This window comes from Kitasatospora sp. NPDC032121 (assembly GCF_055580145.1).
The window spans coordinates 118,454-139,410 of sequence record NZ_JBVILX010000011.1; the positions used below are offsets into that span (position 1 = coordinate 118,454).

Genomic DNA, 20,957 nt, shown 5'->3' on the forward strand with positions numbered 1-20,957 from the left:
CGTTCCGTCCGCGGTGTCCGTCTGTGACGGAGCGACAGGCGGAGCGGCGCGGTCGGAGGTCGTCCCGTCGGTCGTCGGCCGAGTCCGGTGCGGGCACTGGGGGCCCGCGTGACGATCGAGGATGGGTTCGGTTGCGGGTGGGGCGGGTTTCGGCCATCGGCTGACTGATTGTCGTGGGGCTGCGACCTGTGATGTTTGGCCGCCGATTACCAATTGGTACAGACCTATTGACCTATGTGGTTCAGACCACATAGCTTCTGCGCCAATTGCAATCCCCCACGTGCGTGTTCCCCCACAGGCACGCGCCGACACTCTCTCCTGGAGGACCGAGTGTTGATCCGAAACACGGCGGAGCGGCGTCCCACCGCTGCCCACCGCCGGAAGAGTCCGGCGGCTCGGGCCGGTGTGGCCTCGCTGGCGGCGGCCTCGTTGGCCGGGCTGCTGATGGCGACGCTGGGTGCGGCGCCCTCGCAGGCGTCGGCGGCGGTCGACAACGCGGCCTGTCGGCCGGACGGCCTGTACCAGACGCCCGGGGTGGACGTTCCGTACTGCTCCGTCTACGACACCAGCGGGCGCGAGAAGATGGGCGCGGACCACCAGCGCCGCATCATCGGGTACTTCACCGGCTGGCGCACCGGCAAGAACGGCGACGCCCCGTACCTGGTGAGCGACGTCCCCTGGGACAAGGTCAGCCACCTCAACTACGCCTTCGGCCACGTCGGCGGTGACAACAAGCTCTCGGTCGGCACCGACGGCCCGACCAACGAGGCCACCGGGATCTCCTTCCCGGGCGTCCCCGGTGCCGAGCTGGACCCGAGCCTGCCGTACAAGGGTCACTTCAATCTGCTGACGAAGTACAAGAAGCAGTATCCGAACGTCAAGACCCTGATCTCAGTGGGTGGTTGGACCGAGACCGGCGGCTACTTCGGGGACGACGGCAAGCGCGTGAACTCCGGCGGCTTCTACTCGATGACCGTCAACGCGGACGGCAGCGTCAACCAGGCCGGCATCGACACCTTCGCCGCCTCCTCGGTCGACTTCATCCGCAAGTACGGTTTCAACGGCGTCGACATCGACTACGAGTACCCGACCTCGATGAAGGACGCCGGCAACCCGCTGGACTGGCAGCTCGCCAACGCCAAGCGCGGTTCGCTGGCCAAGGGCTACGCGGCGCTGATGAAGACCCTGCGCGAGAGCCTGGACAAGGCCGGCGCCGCCGACGGCAAGCACTACCTGCTGTCGGTCGCGGCCCCGTCCTCCGGCTACCTGCTGCGCGGCATGGAGACCTTCCAGGTGGCCAAGTACCTGGACTACGTCAACATCATGTCGTACGACCTGCACGGCGCCTGGAACAAGTACGTCGGCCCGAACGCCTCGCTGTTCGACGACGGCAAGGACGGCGAGCTGGCCGCCGCCAACGTCTACGGCACCGCGCAGTACGGCGGCATCGGCTACCTGAACGCCGACTGGTCGTACCACTACTTCCGCGGCTCGATGCCCGGCGGCCGGATCAACGTCGGCCTGCCGTACTACACCCGTGGTTTCAAGAACGTCCAGGGCGGCACCAACGGCCTCTGGGGCACCGCCTCGGCGACCACCTGCCCCGTCGGCTCCGGCCTGACCGCCTGCGGTGACGGCGCGGTCGGCATCGACAACATCTGGAACGACAAGGACGACGCGGGCAAGGAGTCCCCGGCCGGGTCGAACCCGATGTGGCACGCCAAGAACCTGGAGAAGGGCATCCTGCCCGACTACCTGGCCAAGTACGGCGTGTCCGACACCGCGCTGCAGGGCACCTACACCCGCAACTACAGCTCCACCCTGGTGGCGCCGTGGCTGTGGAACGACACCAAGAAGGTGTTCCTCTCCACCGAGGACGAGCAGTCGGTGGGCGCCAAGGCGGACTACATCGTCAACCAGGGCGCCGGCGGCGCGATGATCTGGGAGCTCGCCGGCGACTACCGGTGGGACGCCACCGCCAACGGCGGCAAGGGCCAGTACGTGCCCGGCAACACGCTGACCACGTTGATGTACGACAAGTTCAAGTCGGCGGCCCCGTACGGCGCGATCCGTTCGACGACCGCGCTGCCGCAGCAGACCCTGCCGATCGACGTGTCGTTCAACAACTTCGCGCTGGGCGACTCGAACTACCCGATCAACCCGAAGCTGCACATCGTCAACAACTCGACGCTGACCCTGCCGGGCGGCACCGAGTTCCAGTTCGACTACGGCAACTCGGCCCCGGGCAACGCCAAGGACCAGTCCGGCTTCGGCCTGCAGGTCATCAAGCAGGACAACCCGGGCCCGGGCAACGTGGGCGGTCTGAAGGGCAACTACAACCGGGTGTCGGTCAAGCTGCCGGGCTGGCAGTCGCTGGCGCCGGGCGCCTCGATCGACATGGACTTCGTCTACTACCTGCCGGTGTCCACGCCGTCGAACTGGACGGTCAACGTGGGCGGCACGCTGTACGGGATCAAGGGCGACCTGACCCGCGGCGCGGTGGACGGCGGCACGCCGACCCCGACCCCGACCCCGTCGCAGACGGCCACCCCGACGCCGACCCCGACCCCGACGGGCACCGCCTCGCCGACGCCGACCCCGACGCCGACCCCGACCCAGACCTCGGGCGCCTGCACGGCCGCCCCGAGCTGGGACGCGGGCACCACCTACGCGAGTCCCACCAAGGTCTCCTGGAAGGGCCACTACTACCAGAACAAGTGGTGGACCAAGGGCGACGACCCCGCGGCCAGCGGTGAGTGGGGCGTCTGGAGCGACCTCGGGGCCTGCTGATCAGGGCGGTCCGCTGAGGTGAGATGCGGCGGTGGCGGTGCACCCGGTCGGGGGGTGCGCCGCCACCGCTTCGTCGTGGGTCGGGCTCGGTACCTCAGGCTCTCAGTGCCTCAGTGCCTCAGGCTCTCGGTACCCAGGGCCCTCAGCGCCTCAGGCCCCGACCTTGAGGTCGCGCAGCAGCTTGGCGACGTGGCCGGTGGCCCGCACGTTGTAGAAGGCGTGCTCGACCTTGCCGTGCTCGTCCACGACGATCGTGGAGCGGATCACACCCAGGTAGGTGCGGCCGTAGTTCTGCTTCTCGCCGAAGGCGCCGTACGCCTCCAGCACCGTCTTCTCGACGTCGGACAGCAGGGTGACCTTCAGGTCCTCGGCCTCGCGGAACTTGCCGAGCTTCTCCGGCTTGTCCGGGGAGATGCCGATGACGTCGTAGCCGGCGCCCGCGAAGACCTCGAGGTTGTCGGTGAAGTCGCAGGCCTGCTTGGTGCAGCCGGGGGTCAGGGCGGCGGGGTAGAAGTAGACGATGACCTTGCGGCCCGCGTGGTCGGCGAGGGACACCTGGTTGCCGTCGGCGTCGGGCAGGCTGAAGGCGGGTGCGGTGTCGCCGGGCTGGAGACGCTCACTCACGGTCGTACTCTCCTGGAAGCTGGGGCGGGCGGTCGTACCACGGCAAACTTACCTCCGATGGTGGGTGGGGCCGCGCGACCGTTCCCGGCAGCTGACACACTGGGTCAGTCGCACCGATCGTACGGATCGGACGGAACAACATCGGCGAGTGAATGGGGTGGCCCGAGTGGGCGACGCGAGCACGCAGGACAAGTCGGCGAGGACGACCGCCCAGATCGAGGCGGACATCGAGCGGACGCGTGACCGGCTGGCGGGAACCCTCGACGAGCTGGCCGTCCGCGTCCACCCGAGCACCATCTCCGCCCAGGTCAAGGCCAAGGCGGCGGCCGCCGTCGAGGAGCGGACCGCCCGGGCCTACGTGGCCGCCAGCGGCGTGGTGGAGAAGGTCCGCTCGCAGTTCGTGGACGAGAAGGGGCAGCCGCGCCGCGAGCGGATCGTCCCGGCCGCGCTGGTGGGCGTGGGCCTGGTGCTGCTGGTCGCCTCGGCCCGCAAGCGCCGCAAGGGCTGAGCACCGCGGGACGGAAGGGCCGGGCGCAGCGCGCGTGCCCGGCCTTCCGCATGTCCGGGCCCGGGCACCCGGCGTTCCGTGTGCTTGCGTTCCGCATGCGGGGCCAGCGTCACGCCACGCGCCCGGGGGAGGTACCTTCGGGACCGTGAGTACGAACCACGAGAGCCACTCGGACCACCTGCAGGAGCACGCCCGCCACGACCGGCTCGGCGAGAAGCTGCCGATCCGGATGCTGCACGACCGCGTGCTGGTGCGCATCGAGGGCGGTGAGGGCGAGCGCCGTTCGACCGGCGGCATCCTGATCCCGGCCACGGCGGAGCTGTCCAAGCGCTGTACCTGGGCGGAGGCCGTCGCGGTGGGCCAGAGCGTGCGCTCGGTGGAGCCCGGCGACCGGGTGCTGTACGACCCGGAGGACAAGCTGGAGGTCGAGGTCCGCGGCGCCACCTACGTGCTGCTGCGCGAGCGCGATCTGCACGCCGTGGCCGCGACCCGGTTCGGCGACACGGAGGGCTCGACCGGGCTCTACCTCTGATCACGGGCGTGCTGCCGCGAAATGCTTCGAGCCCTCCCCGAGTCTCGCTGCGCGTACACAGCGGCTCGGGGAGGGCTCGACGGGGTTCGGTGTTGATCAGGCTGCGAGGAGTTCAACGGCGGTAGGCCGCCCAAGCTCAGCTGCGACCTACCGCCTAATTGCCGGACTACCAGACGAAGCCGCCCGAGTTGCCGCACGCAGAATTTTCAGGTGAGATTGCGTTCAGCCGCGTCTTCAGTCCGATCAGGACGTCGACCTCGATCGGGGAGAGCGCATTGATGGCATCCAACTGCTCCTGCGTGGCGCAGTCGAATTTCAGGCCGGCCGCCTTGAGATGCTCAGCCGCTTGCTGCTTGTTCGCCACAGTAACCTCCTAGCCTACTTGGTGGGTTGATGACGCTGTGCTGAGCGGCCCGTTGCCGCCAGCACTTCCTCGATGACATGAATTCCACTCTTGACTGTATGCAACGCGCTGAGTCCAAGAGCCGCGTGCAAACGGGAAGTGATAGGCAGGTCATCGAGAGTCTTCATGAGTTCGTCACGATGGCGAACGTCCAGGGCTGAATGTCGCTCGAGGGTTCGGAAACCGGACAATGGATATCCGGTCCGCTCGGAGAGATAGGCGGAGAATCCGCGCGGAGGCGGATACCCTTCAAGGACGGCAATATGTCCGAGCAAACAAACCGGGTGGTAATGGCTCACCCAGTAGTATTGAGCACCCACCAGCGTGGCGACGGCATCCGAAGGTAGCCGGCGCAGCGGTTCATCCGGGTCGAAACCAATGGCAGCCAGATCTTCTCGCACCCATTCATCGTGCCCTTGTTCTTCCCGAATGTGACGCTCCAAATAGTCGGCAACACCTCGCGCAACGGGGTCGCCATCCGAGAGCTGCAAGGCCACGTGCAGGGCATGCTGCATCAAAGGCACTGTCGAGCGGATAGTGGCATGCAGCATGCACAGGTACTCGGGGTACAGGCCAACCAAAGAGGTTGATTCCCAAAGACGTCTGGAGACGGCCAGAAGGCCCGGAAGGGCGATTTCAATCTTTGCGCAAAGAAGCGACGAAGGACTACCTGTCATTATTGGGTCGATCCTCCGGCCTCTACAACGGGAAGTGGTCGGCATTCCGCCGTTTCTTGCCGCCGCCTGATCATGCTCCAGCAGGCGCCACAGATGCTACTGAATTCCTTGTTTGCAAGGACCTGAAACTCTGGACGATTGGCGGCCATTTCGCCAATTCCAATGGTCGAGGCGCCCTGAAAGAACGGATCGTTTCGAAATTCGGAAATGGCTTTCGACGTTTCAGTCCCGCTGAGGCATTCTCTGCGCAGATCCGGCGGACCACCCCCCATGATCACGGTCTCATTGCAGCATGCGGTGACCAGACCGTCGTAGCGCACGACCGGGGAAGTGGCCAGGTTGCACACGCCGAAGCTGCCGGCCGGAAAGCGATGTTTCCAGGAATAGATTCCGGCCCCGCGTCCATAAGGCAGAGGAAAGGTCGGAATGATTTCTGCGTGGCAACTCCAGTCACTCCCGAATGCTGCCACCAGGAGTTGTCGAGCCCGCTCAACCATCCCGTTTTCATCGATGACCTGCACGATAATCGGGATCCCATGACGTGCCACGGCCCTGGCGGCGCTGGAAAATTGATCCGAAGATGTTCCAGCCTCGTGATAAGCATCGGTGCTGAGATAAACGCAGTCAATCCGTGCCAATACCTTGTCAATCCAGGGTGGCGGAGTTTCCTGACCCGCCCAGAAGCCGCTGGTATAAATGGCAATGCGTTTACCGGCACTGACCAGCCGATCAACAGCGAGCGACAGTGCTCGGCGCTCGACAAACGGCTCTCCCCCGGAGATGCCAACCAAGTCAAGATTCGGCTGACTGCACAGTTGGTCAACAATCTCGGCAAACAATTCGAAGTTGCTGATGCGAGGACTGTCCGGGCGGGAATCCACGGAGCAGTGCGCGCAGCCTACTGGGCACCTGTCGGTAATGAACAGGAGAATTGATGCCTCAGGAGTCCGTCGAATCCTGTTCACTTCAGCATGACTCAGGCGTCCCATTGCACATTCCGCTGGTTCGGAAGGCCGAGCATGATCAGGTCGGCATATTTAGCAATCCCCCACTGCCGTGCAAAGGCCACCGGTCCCGCATCGGCCAGAATCTGGCCGGTCAAGGATTCGATTGCCTGGTTCTTCTGTGCGTCACCATCGAGCATCGCCGGCAGTTCCGGCTTCTCAGAAAGTGCCCAGCAGGTCTCGCAGTAACCCGAGCAGCTCCGAGCGCCGGCACGTTGAGAAAGATACAGTGGACCTAGCGCTCGTAGGGCGCGGAGCGTCGAGGATGCCAAGCAGCGCTCCTTGATAGCTGCCCAGTCGTCAATGGCGATGTCCCCCAGCAGAAGATGATCAGGCATGGGTACCTTGCCGTCCATCACATCTTGATTACCGCATGTGGTGACTCGGCCATCGAATCCGACTACGGGCCAGCCGGCCACCGTGCAGGGGAGTGCCTGACCAGGGAAGTGCGGTTCTGGAGTGTTCTCGACCCAACTCCGGGCCCGTCCGTGGGAGACCACCGGCGCGACAAACATTGGAATCCGGTCCTCGAATGTACTTCTTACTTCGCTCACCAGGTCCGCAAGGTACTGATCATCAGGTCCCAGCCCGACCAGCTGCAGACTTACGTCTTTGCCTTCATCGAGCAGCTGTCGCAGGACCCTGAATGCCGCGGCGCGGGGGATTTCTCGCTCATGATAGGCGTCAAAGCTTGCCGAGAAGTGGTCTACCGCGTCGATTGCGGCCTTTACGGGCCTTGGAATCCGCGGGCTGTTTGCGAAGAAGAGCCCAGACAAGACCTGTGACTTGGCCCCGATGCCCCGCGCATGGTCGGCAATTTGGCGAACGAGCTGTGGGCGAAGCAATGCTTCGCCACCCGACATGAGAACGAAATCCGGGCGGCTTTGCTCGGTCATTGTGTGCACAAACGCGAGCAATCTTTCGGTCGCGCTCTCATCGCTCGCGAGAGTCGAACTGGTGGCGCAATGAGCACAACTCAAAGGGCACCGGCGGGTGATGCCCAGGGAGATCGCAGAGCCTGGGACGGTCCGACGATCAAGAATGTCTGCCAGATGCATAGTGCACCAACCATTGCAGGAAGCTGTTTGATATCAGGACGGCGGCAGCGAGCCGCCAGCGCCATGACGGTGAGCGCCCTCACCATAGCCCTCCGTGATGAGATGGGGACGAACCATCGCCGGTGTGTCGTACGCGCGGTCTCGTCATGGAGGATTGTCAAGCAGGTTCGAGCATGTGGTACTCGCGCTGGTCCACGGCTCGGGCTACGGGCGCCTCTCCAGCCCCGGATGCTCGGACCGCACCATCCGCCGAAGACTCAAAGAATGGGCGGAGCAGGGCATTTCCGAGAGCATGAACGCTCTCGTGCTCCAGGCCTACGACCGCATGATCGGCCTGGAACTGTCCGAGATATCCGGAGATCAGCGTGTCCGGCGAACCCGTCGGCGTCGTGGAGGGCGTGCGGGTGCACGTCACCGGCCTGACCGCCTTCTCGTGGGCCATGGGGGACCGGCGCGGCCTGTCCTTCCGCGCCGACGCCATCACCCCCGTCCCCGTTGCGGGGCCTCGCGTGGTCGCTCGCGGGTGGGCGTGTCACCTGGTCGGTTCAGTTCCCGTTGTGCCTTCCGGCGCCGTGGCGGACGGTGGGAGCGGCCGGATGCGGCCATCCGCCCGTGGGGCGCCCACGGTGATCGCGCGAGGGAAGCCATGACACCGACCGGAGAGAGCGGTGCGGCCGTGCGTGTCCGCGTTCGTGCCGCGGTGGTGCTCGGTACGGTCGTCGCTCTGTCGGCCGGCTGCTCCTCGCCGCCGAAGAGCGGCCCGACGCCGTCCGCCGCTGCCGGGGCCTCCGCCTCCGCGGGGGCCTCCGCCGCCGGGGCCGCGGAGGTGCGACAGAGTCTCGCGGCGTTCGGGAAGCCGCTCGGTGCGGAGGATGCTCAGCGGGCGTGGGAGGGGTTGGCGGCGGCCGTGGGCGCCGCCTCCGCCCGAGGGGTCGACCACGACACGATCAGCAGGGAGGTCCTGCTGTGGGAGTCGCGCCAGCTGAGTACGCCGGAGGGGCAGCAGACCTTCATGGCCAACGCCGCGGCGCTGAACGGGCGCGTGGTGTCGGTGGGTGGTACCTCGGGGGTGCCGACGCCGACGCTCGGCGCGGCCCCCGCGGGGGGACCGGGGCCGGCCGCGTTCCGGCAGGCGTCGCCGGGCGCCGGGCTGTCCTTCTACTTCGTCAACGGGGTGCTGAACAACTTCGACTCCTCGACGGTGAACGCGAACCTGCTGTCCACCACGCTGAGCGGGCAGCTGGGCTATCCGGTCCGCGTCAACCTCCAGTTCAACGCCTCCAGCGCCAGCATCGCGATGTACACGTACAGCGCCTGCCAGGAGGCGCAGCGCGCCACTGCGGACAACCCGGTCCAGGAGAACCGGGACCTCGCGAAGGCCATCTGCGGGCTCAGCGCGGCCGGGGCGGCCGTCCTGCCGGAGGCGGTCATGGCGGACGTCAGCGGGACGATCACCCGGAAGCTGGCGGATCCGGACTTCGCGTCGGACGGGGTCAACGTGAACCTGCTGAAGAACGTGCAGGACGACCTGGGCAAGGGGCTGCGCGTGGTGCTGATCTCGCACAGCGAGGGCGGCCTCTACCTGCGCAACGTGCTGCCGCGGATCGGCGCCGGGAAGCCTGTCGGGGCGCTGTACATCGCCCCGCCGTTCGGCAGTGGGCAGGAGCTGAACGCCAATCCGACGCGCTATGTGATGTTCGAGTGGGACTGGTTGTTGATGGGCATCTCCAGCGTGGACTTCACGACCAAGGCCGTGGCCCCGCAGACCGTGTACGACGGCTCCACGGCGTCGCGGTTCAACCTCCACTACCTCTCCAACTATCTTCACTGCGGGTCGGATTCGGCCAAGCAGGTCGGTGACCGGACGCGTGAGCTGGTGGACTTCGTCAAGTCGGTTCCGGCCTCCCGGGGCGGTGCTCGCCCGGGGTCGCCAGGGGGCGACGGGCTGCGGCCGGGGCAGGACGTCCAGGGTTGTCCGGTGCCGCAGCCGGAACAGACCCCGTCCGTGACGCCCACCGAGACCCCGTCCGAGACGCCCACCGAGACGCCCACCGAGACGCCCACCGGGACTCCGACGGGGACCCCGTCCGAGACGCCCACCGAGGCGACGCCCTCCGCATCGCCCTCTCCCTCGGCCGGTGCCTACTACGTCTTCCTGCTCACCAACGTCTCCGGCGGGAACGTCCTGGTGGGGTCGCTGGACGACGTCCAGGGCAAGCGCACGTGCGACTTCGTGGACGGTGGCCTGTGCGCCGATGCCGGCGGTCAGGACGTCCCGGTGCAGTACACCGCCGAGTTGGGCCCGTACCCGACGCTCGCGGATGCCCAGGCCGCGTACTGCGCGAACGCCGCCAACCCTCATCCGGGCCAGGGGGCCGCAGGTACCAAGGTAGACATCTTCGGCGGCAGTTACTGGGCCGACAACATCGGCTTCAGCTGTCCGGTGGCCCCGAGTCCCTGACGCGGGTGGGCCCGCGTCTCGGCCGGCCGGGCCTGTCGGTGGTGCGCGCTAGGGTCCCGGCATGAGTGTGCCGGTGATCGGGGTTCGGGAGCGTCGGGCCAGGCTGGGGCGGCGGCAGTTGCTGGCGCCGTCGGTGCGGGCGGCGCGGGTCGAGGACGTGGCCGACGGGGTGGTCGGGCTGCACGCGACGGACGCGGCCACGGTGTACCTGTCGGCCTGCGCGCGGTTGGCGGAGCCCGCGGCGGCGGAGGTGGACCGGGCGCTGTACGAGGACGTCTCGCTGGTGAAGCTGCTGTCGATGCGGCGGACGATCTTCGCGGTGACGGAGGGCTTCGCCCCGTACGTGAGTTCGGCGGCGGCGCGGGCGATCGCGGCGAAGGAGCGGGCGGGGCTGCTGAAGCACCTGCGGGACCACACCGAGGGCTGGGACGAGGCCCGGTTGGCGCGGACGGAGCGCGAGGTGCTGGCGGCGCTGGCCGCGCGCGGCGAGGCGACGACCAAGGAACTCTCCGAGGACGTACCGCAGTTGCGCGAGACGATGCTGATGTCGGCGGGCAAGTCGTACGAGGCGAGGCAGAGCGTGGGCAGTCGGCTGCTGCGGCTGCTGGCCTCGGACGGGCACGTGCGCCGCTGCCGTCCGCGCGGGTCGTGGCTGAGCAGCAGCTACCCGTGGGCGCCGGTGCCGCAGTGGCCGGACGTGCCGGTGCGGGAGGCGAAGGCCGAGGTGGTGCGGCGCTGGCTGGCGGCGTACGGGCCGGGGACCGTGGAGGACGTGAAGTGGTGGACGGGCTGGACGCTGGGGGACGTCCGCAGGGCGCTGGCGGACCTCGGGGCGGCGGAGGTGGCGCTGGCCGACGGGGCGCCCGCCCTGGTGCTGCCGGGGGACGAGGTGCCGGTGGCGGAGCCGGAGCCGTGGGCGGCGCTGCTGCCGTCGTTGGACCCTGCGGTGATGGGCTGGCGCGGGCGGGACTGGTACCTGCGGCCGGAGGACGTGCCGGCGCTGTTCGACCGGGCGGGCAACTCCGGGCCGACGGTGTGGTGGTGCGGCGAGGTGGTGGGCGGCTGGGCGCAACGCGCCGACGGCGCTCTGGTGTGGCGGCTGTTCCGGGACGTCGGGGCGCAGGCGGAGCGGGCGGTCGCGGCGGAGGCGGAGCGGCTGGCGGGTTGGTTGGGTGAGGTGCGGGTGACGCCGCGGTTCCGCACCCCGTTGGAGCGCGAGCTGGCGGCTTAGCGCCGGTGGCTTAGCGCCGGTGGTGTGGCGCCGGGCGGCTCGGAGTCGGCTCAGGGTGTGGCCGGCGCCGCCGGGCGGCTGGCGGGGCCGCCGGTGGCGCTGGGCAGGCTGGTGGGGCGGGACGGCTGGACCTGGCTGGGTTTGGGGGCGGGGCTGGGCTGGTCCGGGCCCGTCGTGGGCTGGGGGGCCTGGGGGCTGGGGGTGTTCGGCCCGGGGGCGGGTCGGTCGGTGGTGGCGGGGGCGCTGGGCGTGTGGTCCGGGGGAGTGCCGGGGGCCTGGCCGGTGCTGGTGGGGGCGGCGCCGGGCGGCGGGGTGGTCGGGGTGGTGGCGCTGGGGCTGGTGCCGGGGGTGAGGCCGGGCCAGGGGGTGGTGGGGGCCTGTCCGGTTTTGAGGTCGAAGTCCTGGGCGGGGGTGCCGTCGAGGGCGGCGGCCGTGTAGGCGGTCCAGATCCGGGTGGGGAAGGCTCCGCCGTTGATCCGGGTGAGTCCTGCGGTGCCGGCCAGCGGTTCCTTGGCGTGGGTCTTCGGGTTCTCCCGGAACAGGCCGACGGTGGTGGCGAGTTCGGGGGTGTAGCCGGCGAACCAGGCGGAGAGGTTGGAGTCGGTGGTGCCGGTTTTTCCGGCGGCGGGGCGGTTCAGGTCGAGGGCGGCGGCGCCGGTGCCGCGGGGGCTGATGACGTCGCGCAGCACGTCGGTGACGGAGTCGGCGATCTCCCGGTCGAGGGCGTCGGTGGGGTTGTGTTCGGGCATCTTGGGGACGTCGATGGCGCCGCCGGTTTTGACGCGTTCGAGTTTGAGGACGGACCAGGGGGTGTGGGCCTGGCCGTGGTTGGCGAAGGTGGCGTAGGCGCCGGCCAGGTCGAGGGCGCTGGGGGTGGCGGTGCCGAGGGTCATCGAGGTGTTGGCCGGGTCCATGCCGCGGACGCTGTCGGGGATGCCGAGTCTGACGGCGGTCTCGCGGACGCGGGCGAGTCCGGCGTCGACCCCCTCCTGGGCGTACACGGAGTTGACGGACTTCACCATGGCGTAGCGCAGGGTGATGTTGCCGTAGGAGATGTCGTCCTCGTTGGGCGGGGCGTAGGGGGTGGGGCCGCCGGTGACGGGGCGTTCGCTGGTGCCGTCGTAGCGGGATTCGGTGGTGATCGGGCGGCCGTCGACGGTGTGTTGGGCGACGAGGCCGGCGGCGAGGTCGATCGGTTTGAAGGTGGAGCCGATCTGGTTGTCCTGGCGCAGCGCGTCGTTGTAGGGCTGCTTGGCGTAGTCGGGGCCGCCGTAGACGGCGACGACCCGGCCGGTGGCGGGTTCGACGGAGGCGCCGGCGACCCGGACGTCGGTGTCGGTGGCGGGGCGGGCCTGGGGGTCGAGTTCGCCGGTGAGTTCGTCCTGGACGGCCTTGGTGAAGGCGTCCTGGCGGGGCTTGTCGAAGGTGGTGGTGATGCGCCAGCCGCCGGCCTTGAGGGTGGCGGCGTCGAGGGTGCCGGAGGAGACGAGGTAGTCGTCGGCGACGCCGACCAGGTAGCCGGCCTGGCCGGCGAGGCCGGTGGCGGGCTGGGGGTCGATCGGGTCGGGGAAGGTGGTGGCGGCGCGGTCGGCGGGGGTGAGGAAGCCGAGTTGGACCATGCCGTCGAGGGTGTAGTTCCAGCGGGCGACGGCCTTCTCGCGGTTGGCGGGGGTGGCGGTCTTGACGTCGTAGAGGCTGGGGGCCTGGAGCAGTGAGGCGAGGTAGGCGCCCTGGGGGAGGGTGAGCCGGGAGACGTCGACGCCGTAGTAGGCGTGGGCGGCGCTCTGGATGCCGTAGGCGCCGCGGCCGAAGTAGCTGCTGTTGAGGTAGCCGGCGAGGATCTCGCGCTTGTCGCGCTGCTGGTCGACCTTGAGGGCGATGAGCAGTTCGCGGCCCTTGCGCTCGATGGTCTGGTCCTGGGTGAGGTAGTAGTTCTTGACGTACTGCTGGGTGATGGTGGAGCCGCCCTGCATGCCCTTGCCGAGCAGGGTGTTCCAGCCGGCCCGGAACATGCCCCTCAGGTCGATGCCGCGGTTCTGGTAGAAGGTGCGGTCCTCGGCGGAGACGACGGCCTGCTGGGTGGGGAGCGGGATCTGGTCGATGGTGACGTCGGTGCGGTTGACGGCGCCGGTGCGGGCGATCTCGGTGGTGCCGTCGGCGTAGAGGTAGATGTTGTTCTGGGCGACGGCGTGGGCGTTGGGATCGGGCACCGGGACGATGACGTAGAGCACGGCGAAGCCGCCGACGGCGAGCAGGAACAGCGTGGTGAGGGTGCCGAAGGTGACCCGCCAGGTGGGCAGGAGCCGGCGCCAGAGCGGGAGGGCGCGGCGGGCCTCGCGGCGGGCGGCCCGTTTGGCCTGGCGGCGGGTGCTCAAGGTCATGCCGAGATTATCTGCTATTTGACGCGCGATCAGGCCCGAAAAACCAGGTGCGGGTGGGGTCGTCCGGAGGTACGGTGAAAGGTGAAAACCACATAGCGCACCCGCTTTCGCAGCTCCGCCCGCCCGCCCGGCACCCCCCGGGTACGGCCGGTCGGGGCCGCTGGGGCGTGCGCGGATGTCGAGGGGCGCCTCTCTCTGCTCGTATTTGTCGACAAGGAGACAATATGCTCTACGCCGCCGTTGCCCGCGGCGCCTTCCGCCGCTACTCCACCTACCGGGCCGCCACCGTGGCCGGCACCTTCACCAACACCGTCTTCGGCATCATCCTGGCCTACACCTTCCTCGCCCTCTGGCAGGCCCGCCCCGGCCTCGGCGGCTACGACCAGAGCCAGGCCGTCACGTACATCTGGGTCAGCCAGAGCCTGCTGGTCACCGTCGCGGTCTGGGGCGGCGGCTTCCAGGACGACCTCCAGGACCGCTTCCGCAGCGGCGACATCGCCGTCGACCTCTACCGCCCGGTCGACTTCCAGGGCTGGTGGCTGGCCTCCGACCTCGGACGGGCCGGCTTCCAGGCGCTGGTGCGCGGCACCGTGCCGATGCTGATCGGCGCCCTGGTGTTCCGCATCCGACTGCCCGAACACCCGCTGACCTGGGTGTTCTTCCTGCTATCCGGGTTGCTGGCGGTGGTCGTCAGCTTCGGGCTGCGCTTCCTGGTCTCGATCACCGGCTTCTGGCTGCACGACTCGGAAGGGGTGCGCTCGGCGATGCTGGTGGTCTCGATGTTCTTCTCCGGGATGCTGCTGCCGATCGCCCTGTTCCCCGGCTGGCTGGGCGCGCTCGGCCGGGTGCTGCCCTGGTCCGCGCTGGTGAACGTGCCCACCGACGTCTTCCTGGAGCGGACGCGGGGCACCGCCGTGCTCGGGGCGCTCTGCTTCCAGCTCGGCTGGGCGGCGGTGCTGCTCGCCGCCGGGCGGGGCGTCCAGCGGCTCGCCACCCGCAGGGTGGTGGTGCAGGGTGGCTGAGCAGCTGGTGAGGCTCCACCGGGAGCCCTACCCGGCCCGCACCGCCTGGGCGCTGCGCTCCTGGTGGCTCTGCGCCCGGATGTGGATGCGCTCGATGATGGCCTACCGGGCCTCCTTCGCGCTGAACCTGGTGGCGAGCATGGTCATCCACGCCCTCGACTTCGTGGTGCTGGTGGTCATGTTCCTGCACACCGACCGGCTCGGCGGCTGGAGCCTGCCGGAGATCGCCTTCCTGTACGCCACCGCCGCCTTCTCGCTCGGCGTCGCCAACCTGCTGGTCGGCTCGGCCGAGTCGCTCGGCGCGCGGATCGTCAGCGGCTCGCTGGACACCATGCTGATCCGGCCCGCGCCCGCGCTCTCCCAGCTGTGCGCGGAACGCTTCTCGCTGCGCCGGCTCGGCCGCCCGCTGCAGGCCGTGGCGGTGCTGGTCTGGTCGCTGGCCGCGCTGGACGTGCACTGGACCTGGGACCGGGTGCTGCTGGTGCCCGTCCTGCTGGTCTGCGGCACCGTCATCTTCGGCGCGATCTACATCGGCGGCGCCACCGTCCAGTTCTGGTGGGGCGAGTCCAAGGAGATCCAGAACTCCTTCACCTACGGCGGCGCGACGCTGCTGCACTACCCGCCGACGGTCTTCGCCAAGGAACTGGTCGCCGGGGTCGTCTTCGGCGTCCCGCTGGCCTTCGTCAACTGGCTGCCCGCGCTGCGCATCCTCGGCCGGCCCGACCCGCTCGGCCTGCCCACCGCCTTCCAGTTCGCCTCCCCGGTCGCCGCCGCGGTCTGCGTCCTCGCCGCCGGGCTCGCCTGGCGGGCCGGGCTGCGCGCCTACCGCGGCACCGGCAGCTGAACCCCCTGACCAGAAGGAGCCCACCATGGCACTGATCGAACTCCAGGACGTCCGCCGCAGCTTCACCGTGCGCACCCGCACCGGCCGGTTCAGCCGGGCCAAACGCGAGGTCCACGCGGTGGACGGGCTCAGCTTCACCGTCGAGGCCGGCGAGTGCGTCGGCTACATCGGGCCCAACGGGGCCGGCAAGTCCACCACCATCAAGATGCTCACCGGCATCCTCGTCCCCAGCTCCGGGCGGCTGCGGGTGGCCGGGGTCGACCCGGCCCGCGAACGCGTCGCGCTGGCCCGCCGGATCGGCGTCGTCTTCGGGCAGCGCACCACCCTCTGGTGGGACCTGCCGCTGCGGGACTCCTTCGAACTCGCCCGCCGGATCTACCGCGTCCCCGACGCCCGGTACCGCGAGAACCTCGAGCGCTGCGTCGAACTGCTCGACCTCGGCGGCCTGCTGGACACCCCGGTGCGCCAGCTCTCGCTCGGCCAGCGGATGCGCGGCGACCTCGCGGCGGCGCTGCTGCACGACCCCCAGGTGCTCTACCTGGACGAGCCGACCATCGGCCTGGACGTGATCAGCAAGGGCCGGGTGCGCGAGTTCCTGCGCGAGGTCAACCGGGACCGGGGCACCACCGTGCTGCTCACCACCCACGACCTGACCGACATCGAGCAGCTCTGCGGCCGGGTGATGGTGATCGACCACGGCCGGGTGGTGTACGACGGCGGGCTGGAGGGCCTGCACGCCGCCGGCCGCAGCGAGCGGACGCTGGTGGTGGACCTCGCGCAGGAACTCGCCCACCCGGTCGAGGTGCCCGGGGCCAGGGTCACCAGGGTCGAGGGGCCGCGCCAGTGGCTGGCCTTCCCGGCCGAGGAGAGCGCCGCGCCGATCGTGGCGGCGGTCGCCGCGCGCTACCCGCTGGTGGACCTGTCCGTGCGCGAGCCGGCCATCGAGGACGTGATCGCCCGGATGTACGCGGAGGTCGCGATCGGCTGACGGGGACGGGCGCGGAGCCCGAAGGGGCGGGCTCGGACGCCTGGAGGGGCGGGCGCGCGCGGCTGGAGGGGCGGGCGTACGGCGGCCGGATGCCGTACGCCCGTTCGTCGTTCGGGGACGCGTTCGACTCTCCTTCACCGGTGTGGGTGATCACCGTGACCCACGGGCGCTGACGCGAGTTGACCGGATGTCACCCGCCGATGCCGGAAACCGGAGGCTCCCCGCCCGATGGCCCTACCCGACGTGACCGTGGTGGTCGCGGTCCGCAACACCATGCCGCACCTCACCGCCTGCCTGGACTCGCTGGTCGGGCAGTCCCTGGCGCCGGAGCGGCTGGAGGTGGTGGCCGTGGACGACGGTTCCACGGACGGCGGCGGGGAACTGCTCGACGAGTACGCCGCCCGCCACCCCGGGCTGTTCACGGTGGTGCACCAGGCCGACTCGGGCGGCCCGGCGGGCCCGGCCAACCGCGGCATGCAGCTGGCCCGCGGCCGCTACGTGCTGTTCCTCGGCGCGGACGACCGGCTCGGCGAGGAGGCGCTGGAGCGGCTGGTCACGGCCGCCGACGCCTGGGGCTCGGACGTGGTGGTGCCCCAACAGGCCGGGGTGAACGGGCGGCCGGTGGCTCAGGGGACCTTCCCCGCCGACGCCGAGTCGGTGGACTTCACCGACTCGTCGCTGGCCTGGGCGCTGGCCGACACCAAGCTCTTCCGGCTCGACCTCATCCGGCGCCACCGGCTGCGCCGCGACGAACGGCTGAAGGTCCTCTCGGACCAGCCGTTCACCCTGGAGGCCTGCCTGCGGGCGGCCAGGGTGTCCGTCCTCGCCTCCTACGACTGCTACTTCCCGGTGCCGCGCGAGGACCGGGGCGACCTCACCGAGCGGGCCGGGGTGCTGGACCGGCTGCGCGGGATCACCGCGCTCCAGCAGGTGGCCGCCGAACTGGCGAGGCCGGGCGAGGAGTTGGACGCCATCCGGGTGCGCGGCTTCGGCCGGGACGTGCCGCGTCTGCTGCAGGACGGCTTCCTGCTGCTGGGCGACGACATGCAGGAGCGGGTGTGCGTCGAGGTCGCCCGGCTGATCGAGCGCTTCGGCGCCCGCGAGGTGTACCGCCGGCTGCCGGTCGCCGAGCGGGTGCGGCTCGAACTCGCCTGCGCGGTGAGGCCGGAGGCCCTGCGCCACCAGATCCGCTACGAGGCGGCGCACGGCGATCCACCCGTGGTGGTGGACGGGCGGCGGCGGTTCGCGGGCTACCCGGCCTTCCGGGACGCCCGGCTCGGGCTGCCGGACGCGCTGTTCCTGCTGCCGGAGGAGGACTCGGGCGCGGCCGTGGCGCAGGCCGCGCCGCGGCTCGACCTGGCGCGGCAGCTGTGGCGCGGACTCGTCCCGGAGCAACTGCGCCGCGGGCTGCGGCGCCACCCGGCATGGCGCCGGCTGGCCGACTCGGTGAACGGAGGACGGGAATGAGCCTGGACGTCTGCGTGGTCGGGTTGGGCAGGCTGGGCCTGCCCCTGGCGGTGCAGTTCGCGCTGAAGGGCCACCGGGTCACCGGTGCGGACATCGCGCCGGGTGTGGTGGAGAGCGTCAACCTGGGCGTGCCGCCGTCCCCCCGGGAGGCGGGCCTGGAGCAGGCGCTCAAGCGGGTCGTCGCCGAGGGCCTGCTGCGTGCCACCACCGACACCACGGGCGCGGTGGCCGGGGCCGGGGCCGTGGTGCTGGTCGTCCCGCTGGTCACCGCCGCCGACGGCAGTCCGGACTTCACCGCGCTCGACGCGGCCACCGACGCCGTCGCGGCCGGGCTGCGCCGGGGCACCCTGGTCAGCTACGAGACCACCCTGCCGGTCGGCACCACCAGGGAGCGCTGGGCGCCCCGGCTGTCGTCCCGCTCGGGCCTCGCCGCCGGGACGGACTTCGCGCTGGTGTTCAGCCCGGAGCGGGTCCGCACCGGACGGGTCCTCGCCGACCTGCGGCGCCACCCCAAGCTGGTAGGCGGCCTGGACGCGTCCTCGACCCGGCGCGGCGCCGAGTTCTACCGGGCGGTGCTGGACTTCGACCCGCGCCCTGACCTGCCCCGGCCCAACGGAGTCTGGGAGCTGGCCTCGGTGGAGGCGGCCGAGTTCAGCAAGCTCGCCGAGGCCACGTACCGGGACGTCAACATCGCGCTGGCCAACCAGTTCGCCCGGTACGCGGACGAGGTCGGGGTGGACTTCGCGGAGATCGCCGACGCCTGCAACTCGCAGCCGCACAGCCACCTGCACCGGCCGGGCATCGCGGTCGGCGGGCACTGCCTCCCGGTGTACCCGCGGCTGTACCTGTGGAACGACCCGGGCGCGACGGTGGTCCGGGCGGCGCGCGAGGCCAACCTGGCGGTGCCGGGGTACGCGGTGGGCGTGCTGGCGGGGGCGGTGCCGGGCGGGATCGCCGGGCAGGGCGTGCTGGTGCTCGGGGCCTCCTACCGGGGCGGGGTCAAGGAGACGGCGCACTCCGGGGTGTTCCCGCTGGTCGAGGCGGTGCGGTCGGCCGGCGGGCGGCCGTACGTCAGCGACCCGCTGTACGAGGCCGAGGAGTTGGCCGCGCTCGGACTGCCGCCGTACGGCGGGGAGCCGGTGGTGGCGGCGGTGCTGCAGGCGGACCACCCGGAATACCGGGACCTGTCGCCGGTGGACCTGCCGGGGGTGCGGGTGCTGCTGGACGGGCGGCGGTGCACGGACCCGAAGCGCTGGGCGGGCGCGGAGGTGCGGCGGATGGCGCTGGGCGGGGAGTGAGGGCTGGTCCCGTGTCGGTCCGGTGTCGGTCCCGTTCGGTCCCGTTCGGTCCCGTTCGGTCCCGTTCGGTCCCGTTCGGTCCCGGGACCAGTCTCGGGCCCGTTCTCGCCGGGCCCGTTCGGCGCGTGACGCCTGGCGGGGGCGCGTGATCGCGAGGCGCGCCCCCGCCCGCGCCGGGCACCGGGCAGACTGGCGGGGTGAGTGACGATGCCTTCAGCGGGACCGGCCACGGGGTCCGGTTCACCGCGGCCGACGAGCAGAAGAGACGCGGCGTCCGCCGGATGAAGACCATCGCGACCGGCCTGCTGGCCTTCGCGACCCTGGTCTTCGCCCTGTCAACCTGGGCCAGGGCGGCCGGTGCCGGCCCCTGGGCGGGGTACGTGGCGGCCGCCGCCGAGGCGGGCATGGTCGGCGCGCTGGCCGACTGGTTCGCGGTGACCGCGCTGTTCCGCCGCCCCTTCGGCCTGCCGATCCCGCACACCGCGATCATCCCGACCAAGAAGGACGCCTTCGGCCGCTCGCTCGGCGAGTTCGTCGGCGAGAACTTCCTCTCCGGCCACGTGGTCCGCGTCCGCCTGGCGGCGCTCGGCATCGGCCGCCGGCTGGGGGAGTGGCTGGCCGCGCCGGGCAGCGCCGAGCGGGTCACCAAGGAGGCCTCGGCGGCGCTGCGCGGCCTGCTCGCGGTGCTCCGCGACGACGACGTGCGGGCGGTGGTCGCCGAGGCGGTGACCAGGCGGGCCGCGGCCACCTCGGTGGCCGAACCGATGGGCCGGATGCTCGGCAAGGTGGTCGCGGACGGCGGGCACCACGGGGTGGTGGACCTGGTCGCCGTCCGGGCGCACGGCTGGCTGACCGCCAACCACGAGGACGTGGTCCGGAAGGTCACCCAGAAGACCCCGGGCTGGACGCCCCGGTTCATCGACCACCAGGTCGGCGAGCGGGTCTACAAGGAGCTGCTGCGCTTCGTCACCGAGATCCGGGACGACCCGAACCACCCGGCGCGCGGCGCGGTCGACAACTTCCTCGCCGACTTCGCGACCGAGCTGCAGACGGACCCGGAGACCATCGCCAGGGTCGAGCGGGCCAAGGGCGAGCTGCTGGCCCGCCCCGAGGTGCAGGACCTGATCAACTCCACCTGGGCGGCCGTGCGCACCCTGGTGATGGGCGCGGCCGAGGACGAGGACAGCGAACTGCGCCGGCGCATCCGTGACGGCGTGCGCGGCTTCGGCGAGCGCCTGGCCACCGACCCCAAGCTGCAGGCCAAGGTGGACGGCTGGCTCCAGGACGCCGCCCAGTACCTGGTCGACACCTACCGCACCGAGATCACCTCGCTGATCTCCGAGACGGTGGCGAGCTGGGACGCCGACGACGCCTCCCGCAAGATCGAGGCCAACGTCGGCCGCGACCTCCAGTTCATCCGGATCAACGGCACCGTGGTCGGCGCCCTGGCCGGGCTGCTGATCCACACCGTGGCGGTCGCGCTCGGGGGGTGACCCCGGGGACGGCGGTGCTCGGCGCCGATCCCGGGAACGGCGGCGCCGACTCGGGCCTATCCTGGGCCGAAACCACGCGATACGCGCGTAGAGGCACGGAGCAGGAAGAAGGGAACCACCGTGGTCCAGCCGGACGGAAGTCGGATCGGCCCCAGTGACACTCGGAACGGCGACAG

The 20,957-nt window shown here is 70.3% G+C and carries 17 protein-coding genes and 1 pseudogene; 12 read left to right on the forward strand and 6 right to left on the reverse strand.

The genetic code is table 11. The features are described 5' to 3' along the window. Positions 1-444 precede the first annotated feature (444 nt). Positions 445-2,790, forward strand: a complete 2,346-nt coding sequence (locus ACZ5OX_RS25550; protein ID WP_465633440.1) for a chitinase C-terminal domain-containing protein — start codon at positions 445-447, stop codon at positions 2,788-2,790. Between the two features lie 150 nt (positions 2,791-2,940). On the opposite strand, the gene bcp is transcribed toward ACZ5OX_RS25550, so the two are convergent. Beyond that, positions 2,941-3,414: a thioredoxin-dependent thiol peroxidase gene (gene bcp / locus ACZ5OX_RS25555; RefSeq protein WP_449789720.1), complete on the reverse strand. Its 474-nt coding sequence runs from the start codon at positions 3,412-3,414 to the stop codon at positions 2,941-2,943. Between the two features lie 166 nt (positions 3,415-3,580). Between bcp and ACZ5OX_RS25560 the strand changes: the two genes are divergently transcribed. Then, positions 3,581-3,922 carry a DUF3618 domain-containing protein gene (locus tag ACZ5OX_RS25560; protein WP_449789719.1) on the forward strand — a complete coding sequence of 114 codons (342 nt, stop codon included), beginning with the start codon at positions 3,581-3,583 and terminating at the stop codon, positions 3,920-3,922. Between the two features lie 229 nt (positions 3,923-4,151). Beyond that, positions 4,152-4,454, forward strand: a complete 303-nt coding sequence (locus ACZ5OX_RS25565) for a GroES family chaperonin (protein ID WP_049655715.1) — start codon at positions 4,152-4,154, stop codon at positions 4,452-4,454. Between the two features lie 166 nt (positions 4,455-4,620). On the opposite strand, the gene ACZ5OX_RS25570 is transcribed toward ACZ5OX_RS25565, so the two are convergent. The 4 genes from ACZ5OX_RS25570 to ACZ5OX_RS25585 form a co-directional block, all read right to left on the reverse strand. Beyond that, the gene (locus ACZ5OX_RS25570; RefSeq protein WP_465633254.1) at positions 4,621-4,818 is read right to left on the reverse strand and encodes an aroma-sacti cluster domain-containing protein; all 198 of its coding nucleotides are present in this window, start codon (positions 4,816-4,818) and stop codon (positions 4,621-4,623) included. A 14-nt stretch (positions 4,819-4,832) separates the two neighbouring features. Then, on the reverse strand, positions 4,833-5,372 hold the full coding sequence (locus ACZ5OX_RS25575) for an iron-containing redox enzyme family protein (RefSeq protein WP_465633256.1): 540 nt from the start codon (positions 5,370-5,372) through the stop codon (positions 4,833-4,835). 161 nt (positions 5,373-5,533) lie between these two features. Beyond that, on the reverse strand, positions 5,534-6,523 hold the full coding sequence (locus ACZ5OX_RS25580; protein ID WP_465633258.1) for a radical SAM protein: 990 nt from the start codon (positions 6,521-6,523) through the stop codon (positions 5,534-5,536). Beyond that, complete coding sequence (locus ACZ5OX_RS25585) at positions 6,511-7,596, reverse strand: radical SAM protein (RefSeq protein ID WP_465633260.1); 1,086 nt, start codon at positions 7,594-7,596, stop codon at positions 6,511-6,513. Before ACZ5OX_RS25585 ends, ACZ5OX_RS25580 begins: the two co-directional genes overlap by 13 nt. A 356-nt stretch (positions 7,597-7,952) precedes the next feature. Here ACZ5OX_RS25585 and ACZ5OX_RS25590 point away from each other — a divergent pair. From ACZ5OX_RS25590 to ACZ5OX_RS25600, 3 genes and pseudogenes are all read left to right on the forward strand, one after another. Next, positions 7,953-8,090, forward strand: a pseudogene (locus ACZ5OX_RS25590) (SCO3933 family regulatory protein); the annotation flags it as partial. Between the two features lie 152 nt (positions 8,091-8,242). Further along, positions 8,243-10,057, forward strand: coding sequence for a hypothetical protein (locus ACZ5OX_RS25595; protein ID WP_465633262.1), 1,815 nt, complete (start codon positions 8,243-8,245; stop codon positions 10,055-10,057). 61 nt (positions 10,058-10,118) lie between these two features. Next, complete coding sequence (locus ACZ5OX_RS25600) at positions 10,119-11,288, forward strand: winged helix DNA-binding domain-containing protein (protein WP_465633263.1); 1,170 nt, start codon at positions 10,119-10,121, stop codon at positions 11,286-11,288. Between the two features lie 50 nt (positions 11,289-11,338). On the opposite strand, the gene ACZ5OX_RS25605 is transcribed toward ACZ5OX_RS25600, so the two are convergent. Continuing rightward, on the reverse strand, positions 11,339-13,669 hold the full coding sequence (locus tag ACZ5OX_RS25605) for a transglycosylase domain-containing protein (RefSeq protein ID WP_465633265.1): 2,331 nt from the start codon (positions 13,667-13,669) through the stop codon (positions 11,339-11,341). 224 nt (positions 13,670-13,893) lie between these two features. Between ACZ5OX_RS25605 and ACZ5OX_RS25610 the strand changes: the two genes are divergently transcribed. The 6 genes from ACZ5OX_RS25610 (at position 13,894) to ACZ5OX_RS25635 (ending at position 20,781) form a co-directional block, all read left to right on the forward strand. Continuing rightward, complete coding sequence (locus tag ACZ5OX_RS25610) at positions 13,894-14,691, forward strand: ABC transporter permease (protein WP_465633267.1); 798 nt, start codon at positions 13,894-13,896, stop codon at positions 14,689-14,691. Continuing rightward, positions 14,684-15,535 carry an ABC transporter permease gene (locus ACZ5OX_RS25615; protein WP_465633269.1) on the forward strand — a complete coding sequence of 284 codons (852 nt, stop codon included), beginning with the start codon at positions 14,684-14,686 and terminating at the stop codon, positions 15,533-15,535. Before ACZ5OX_RS25610 ends, ACZ5OX_RS25615 begins: the two co-directional genes overlap by 8 nt. Positions 15,536-15,560: 25 nt before the next feature. Beyond that, complete coding sequence (locus ACZ5OX_RS25620) at positions 15,561-16,523, forward strand: ABC transporter ATP-binding protein (protein WP_449789709.1); 963 nt, start codon at positions 15,561-15,563, stop codon at positions 16,521-16,523. Positions 16,524-16,751: 228 nt separating this feature from the next. Continuing rightward, positions 16,752-17,990, forward strand: a complete 1,239-nt coding sequence (locus ACZ5OX_RS25625) for a glycosyltransferase family 2 protein (protein ID WP_465633270.1) — start codon at positions 16,752-16,754, stop codon at positions 17,988-17,990. Between the two features lie 2 nt (positions 17,991-17,992). Then, complete coding sequence (locus tag ACZ5OX_RS25630; RefSeq protein WP_465633442.1) at positions 17,993-19,288, forward strand: nucleotide sugar dehydrogenase; 1,296 nt, start codon at positions 17,993-17,995, stop codon at positions 19,286-19,288. Positions 19,289-19,485: 197 nt separating this feature from the next. Then, positions 19,486-20,781, forward strand: a complete 1,296-nt coding sequence (locus ACZ5OX_RS25635) for a DUF445 domain-containing protein (protein ID WP_465633272.1) — start codon at positions 19,486-19,488, stop codon at positions 20,779-20,781. The last annotated feature ends 176 nt before the right edge of the window (positions 20,782-20,957 follow it).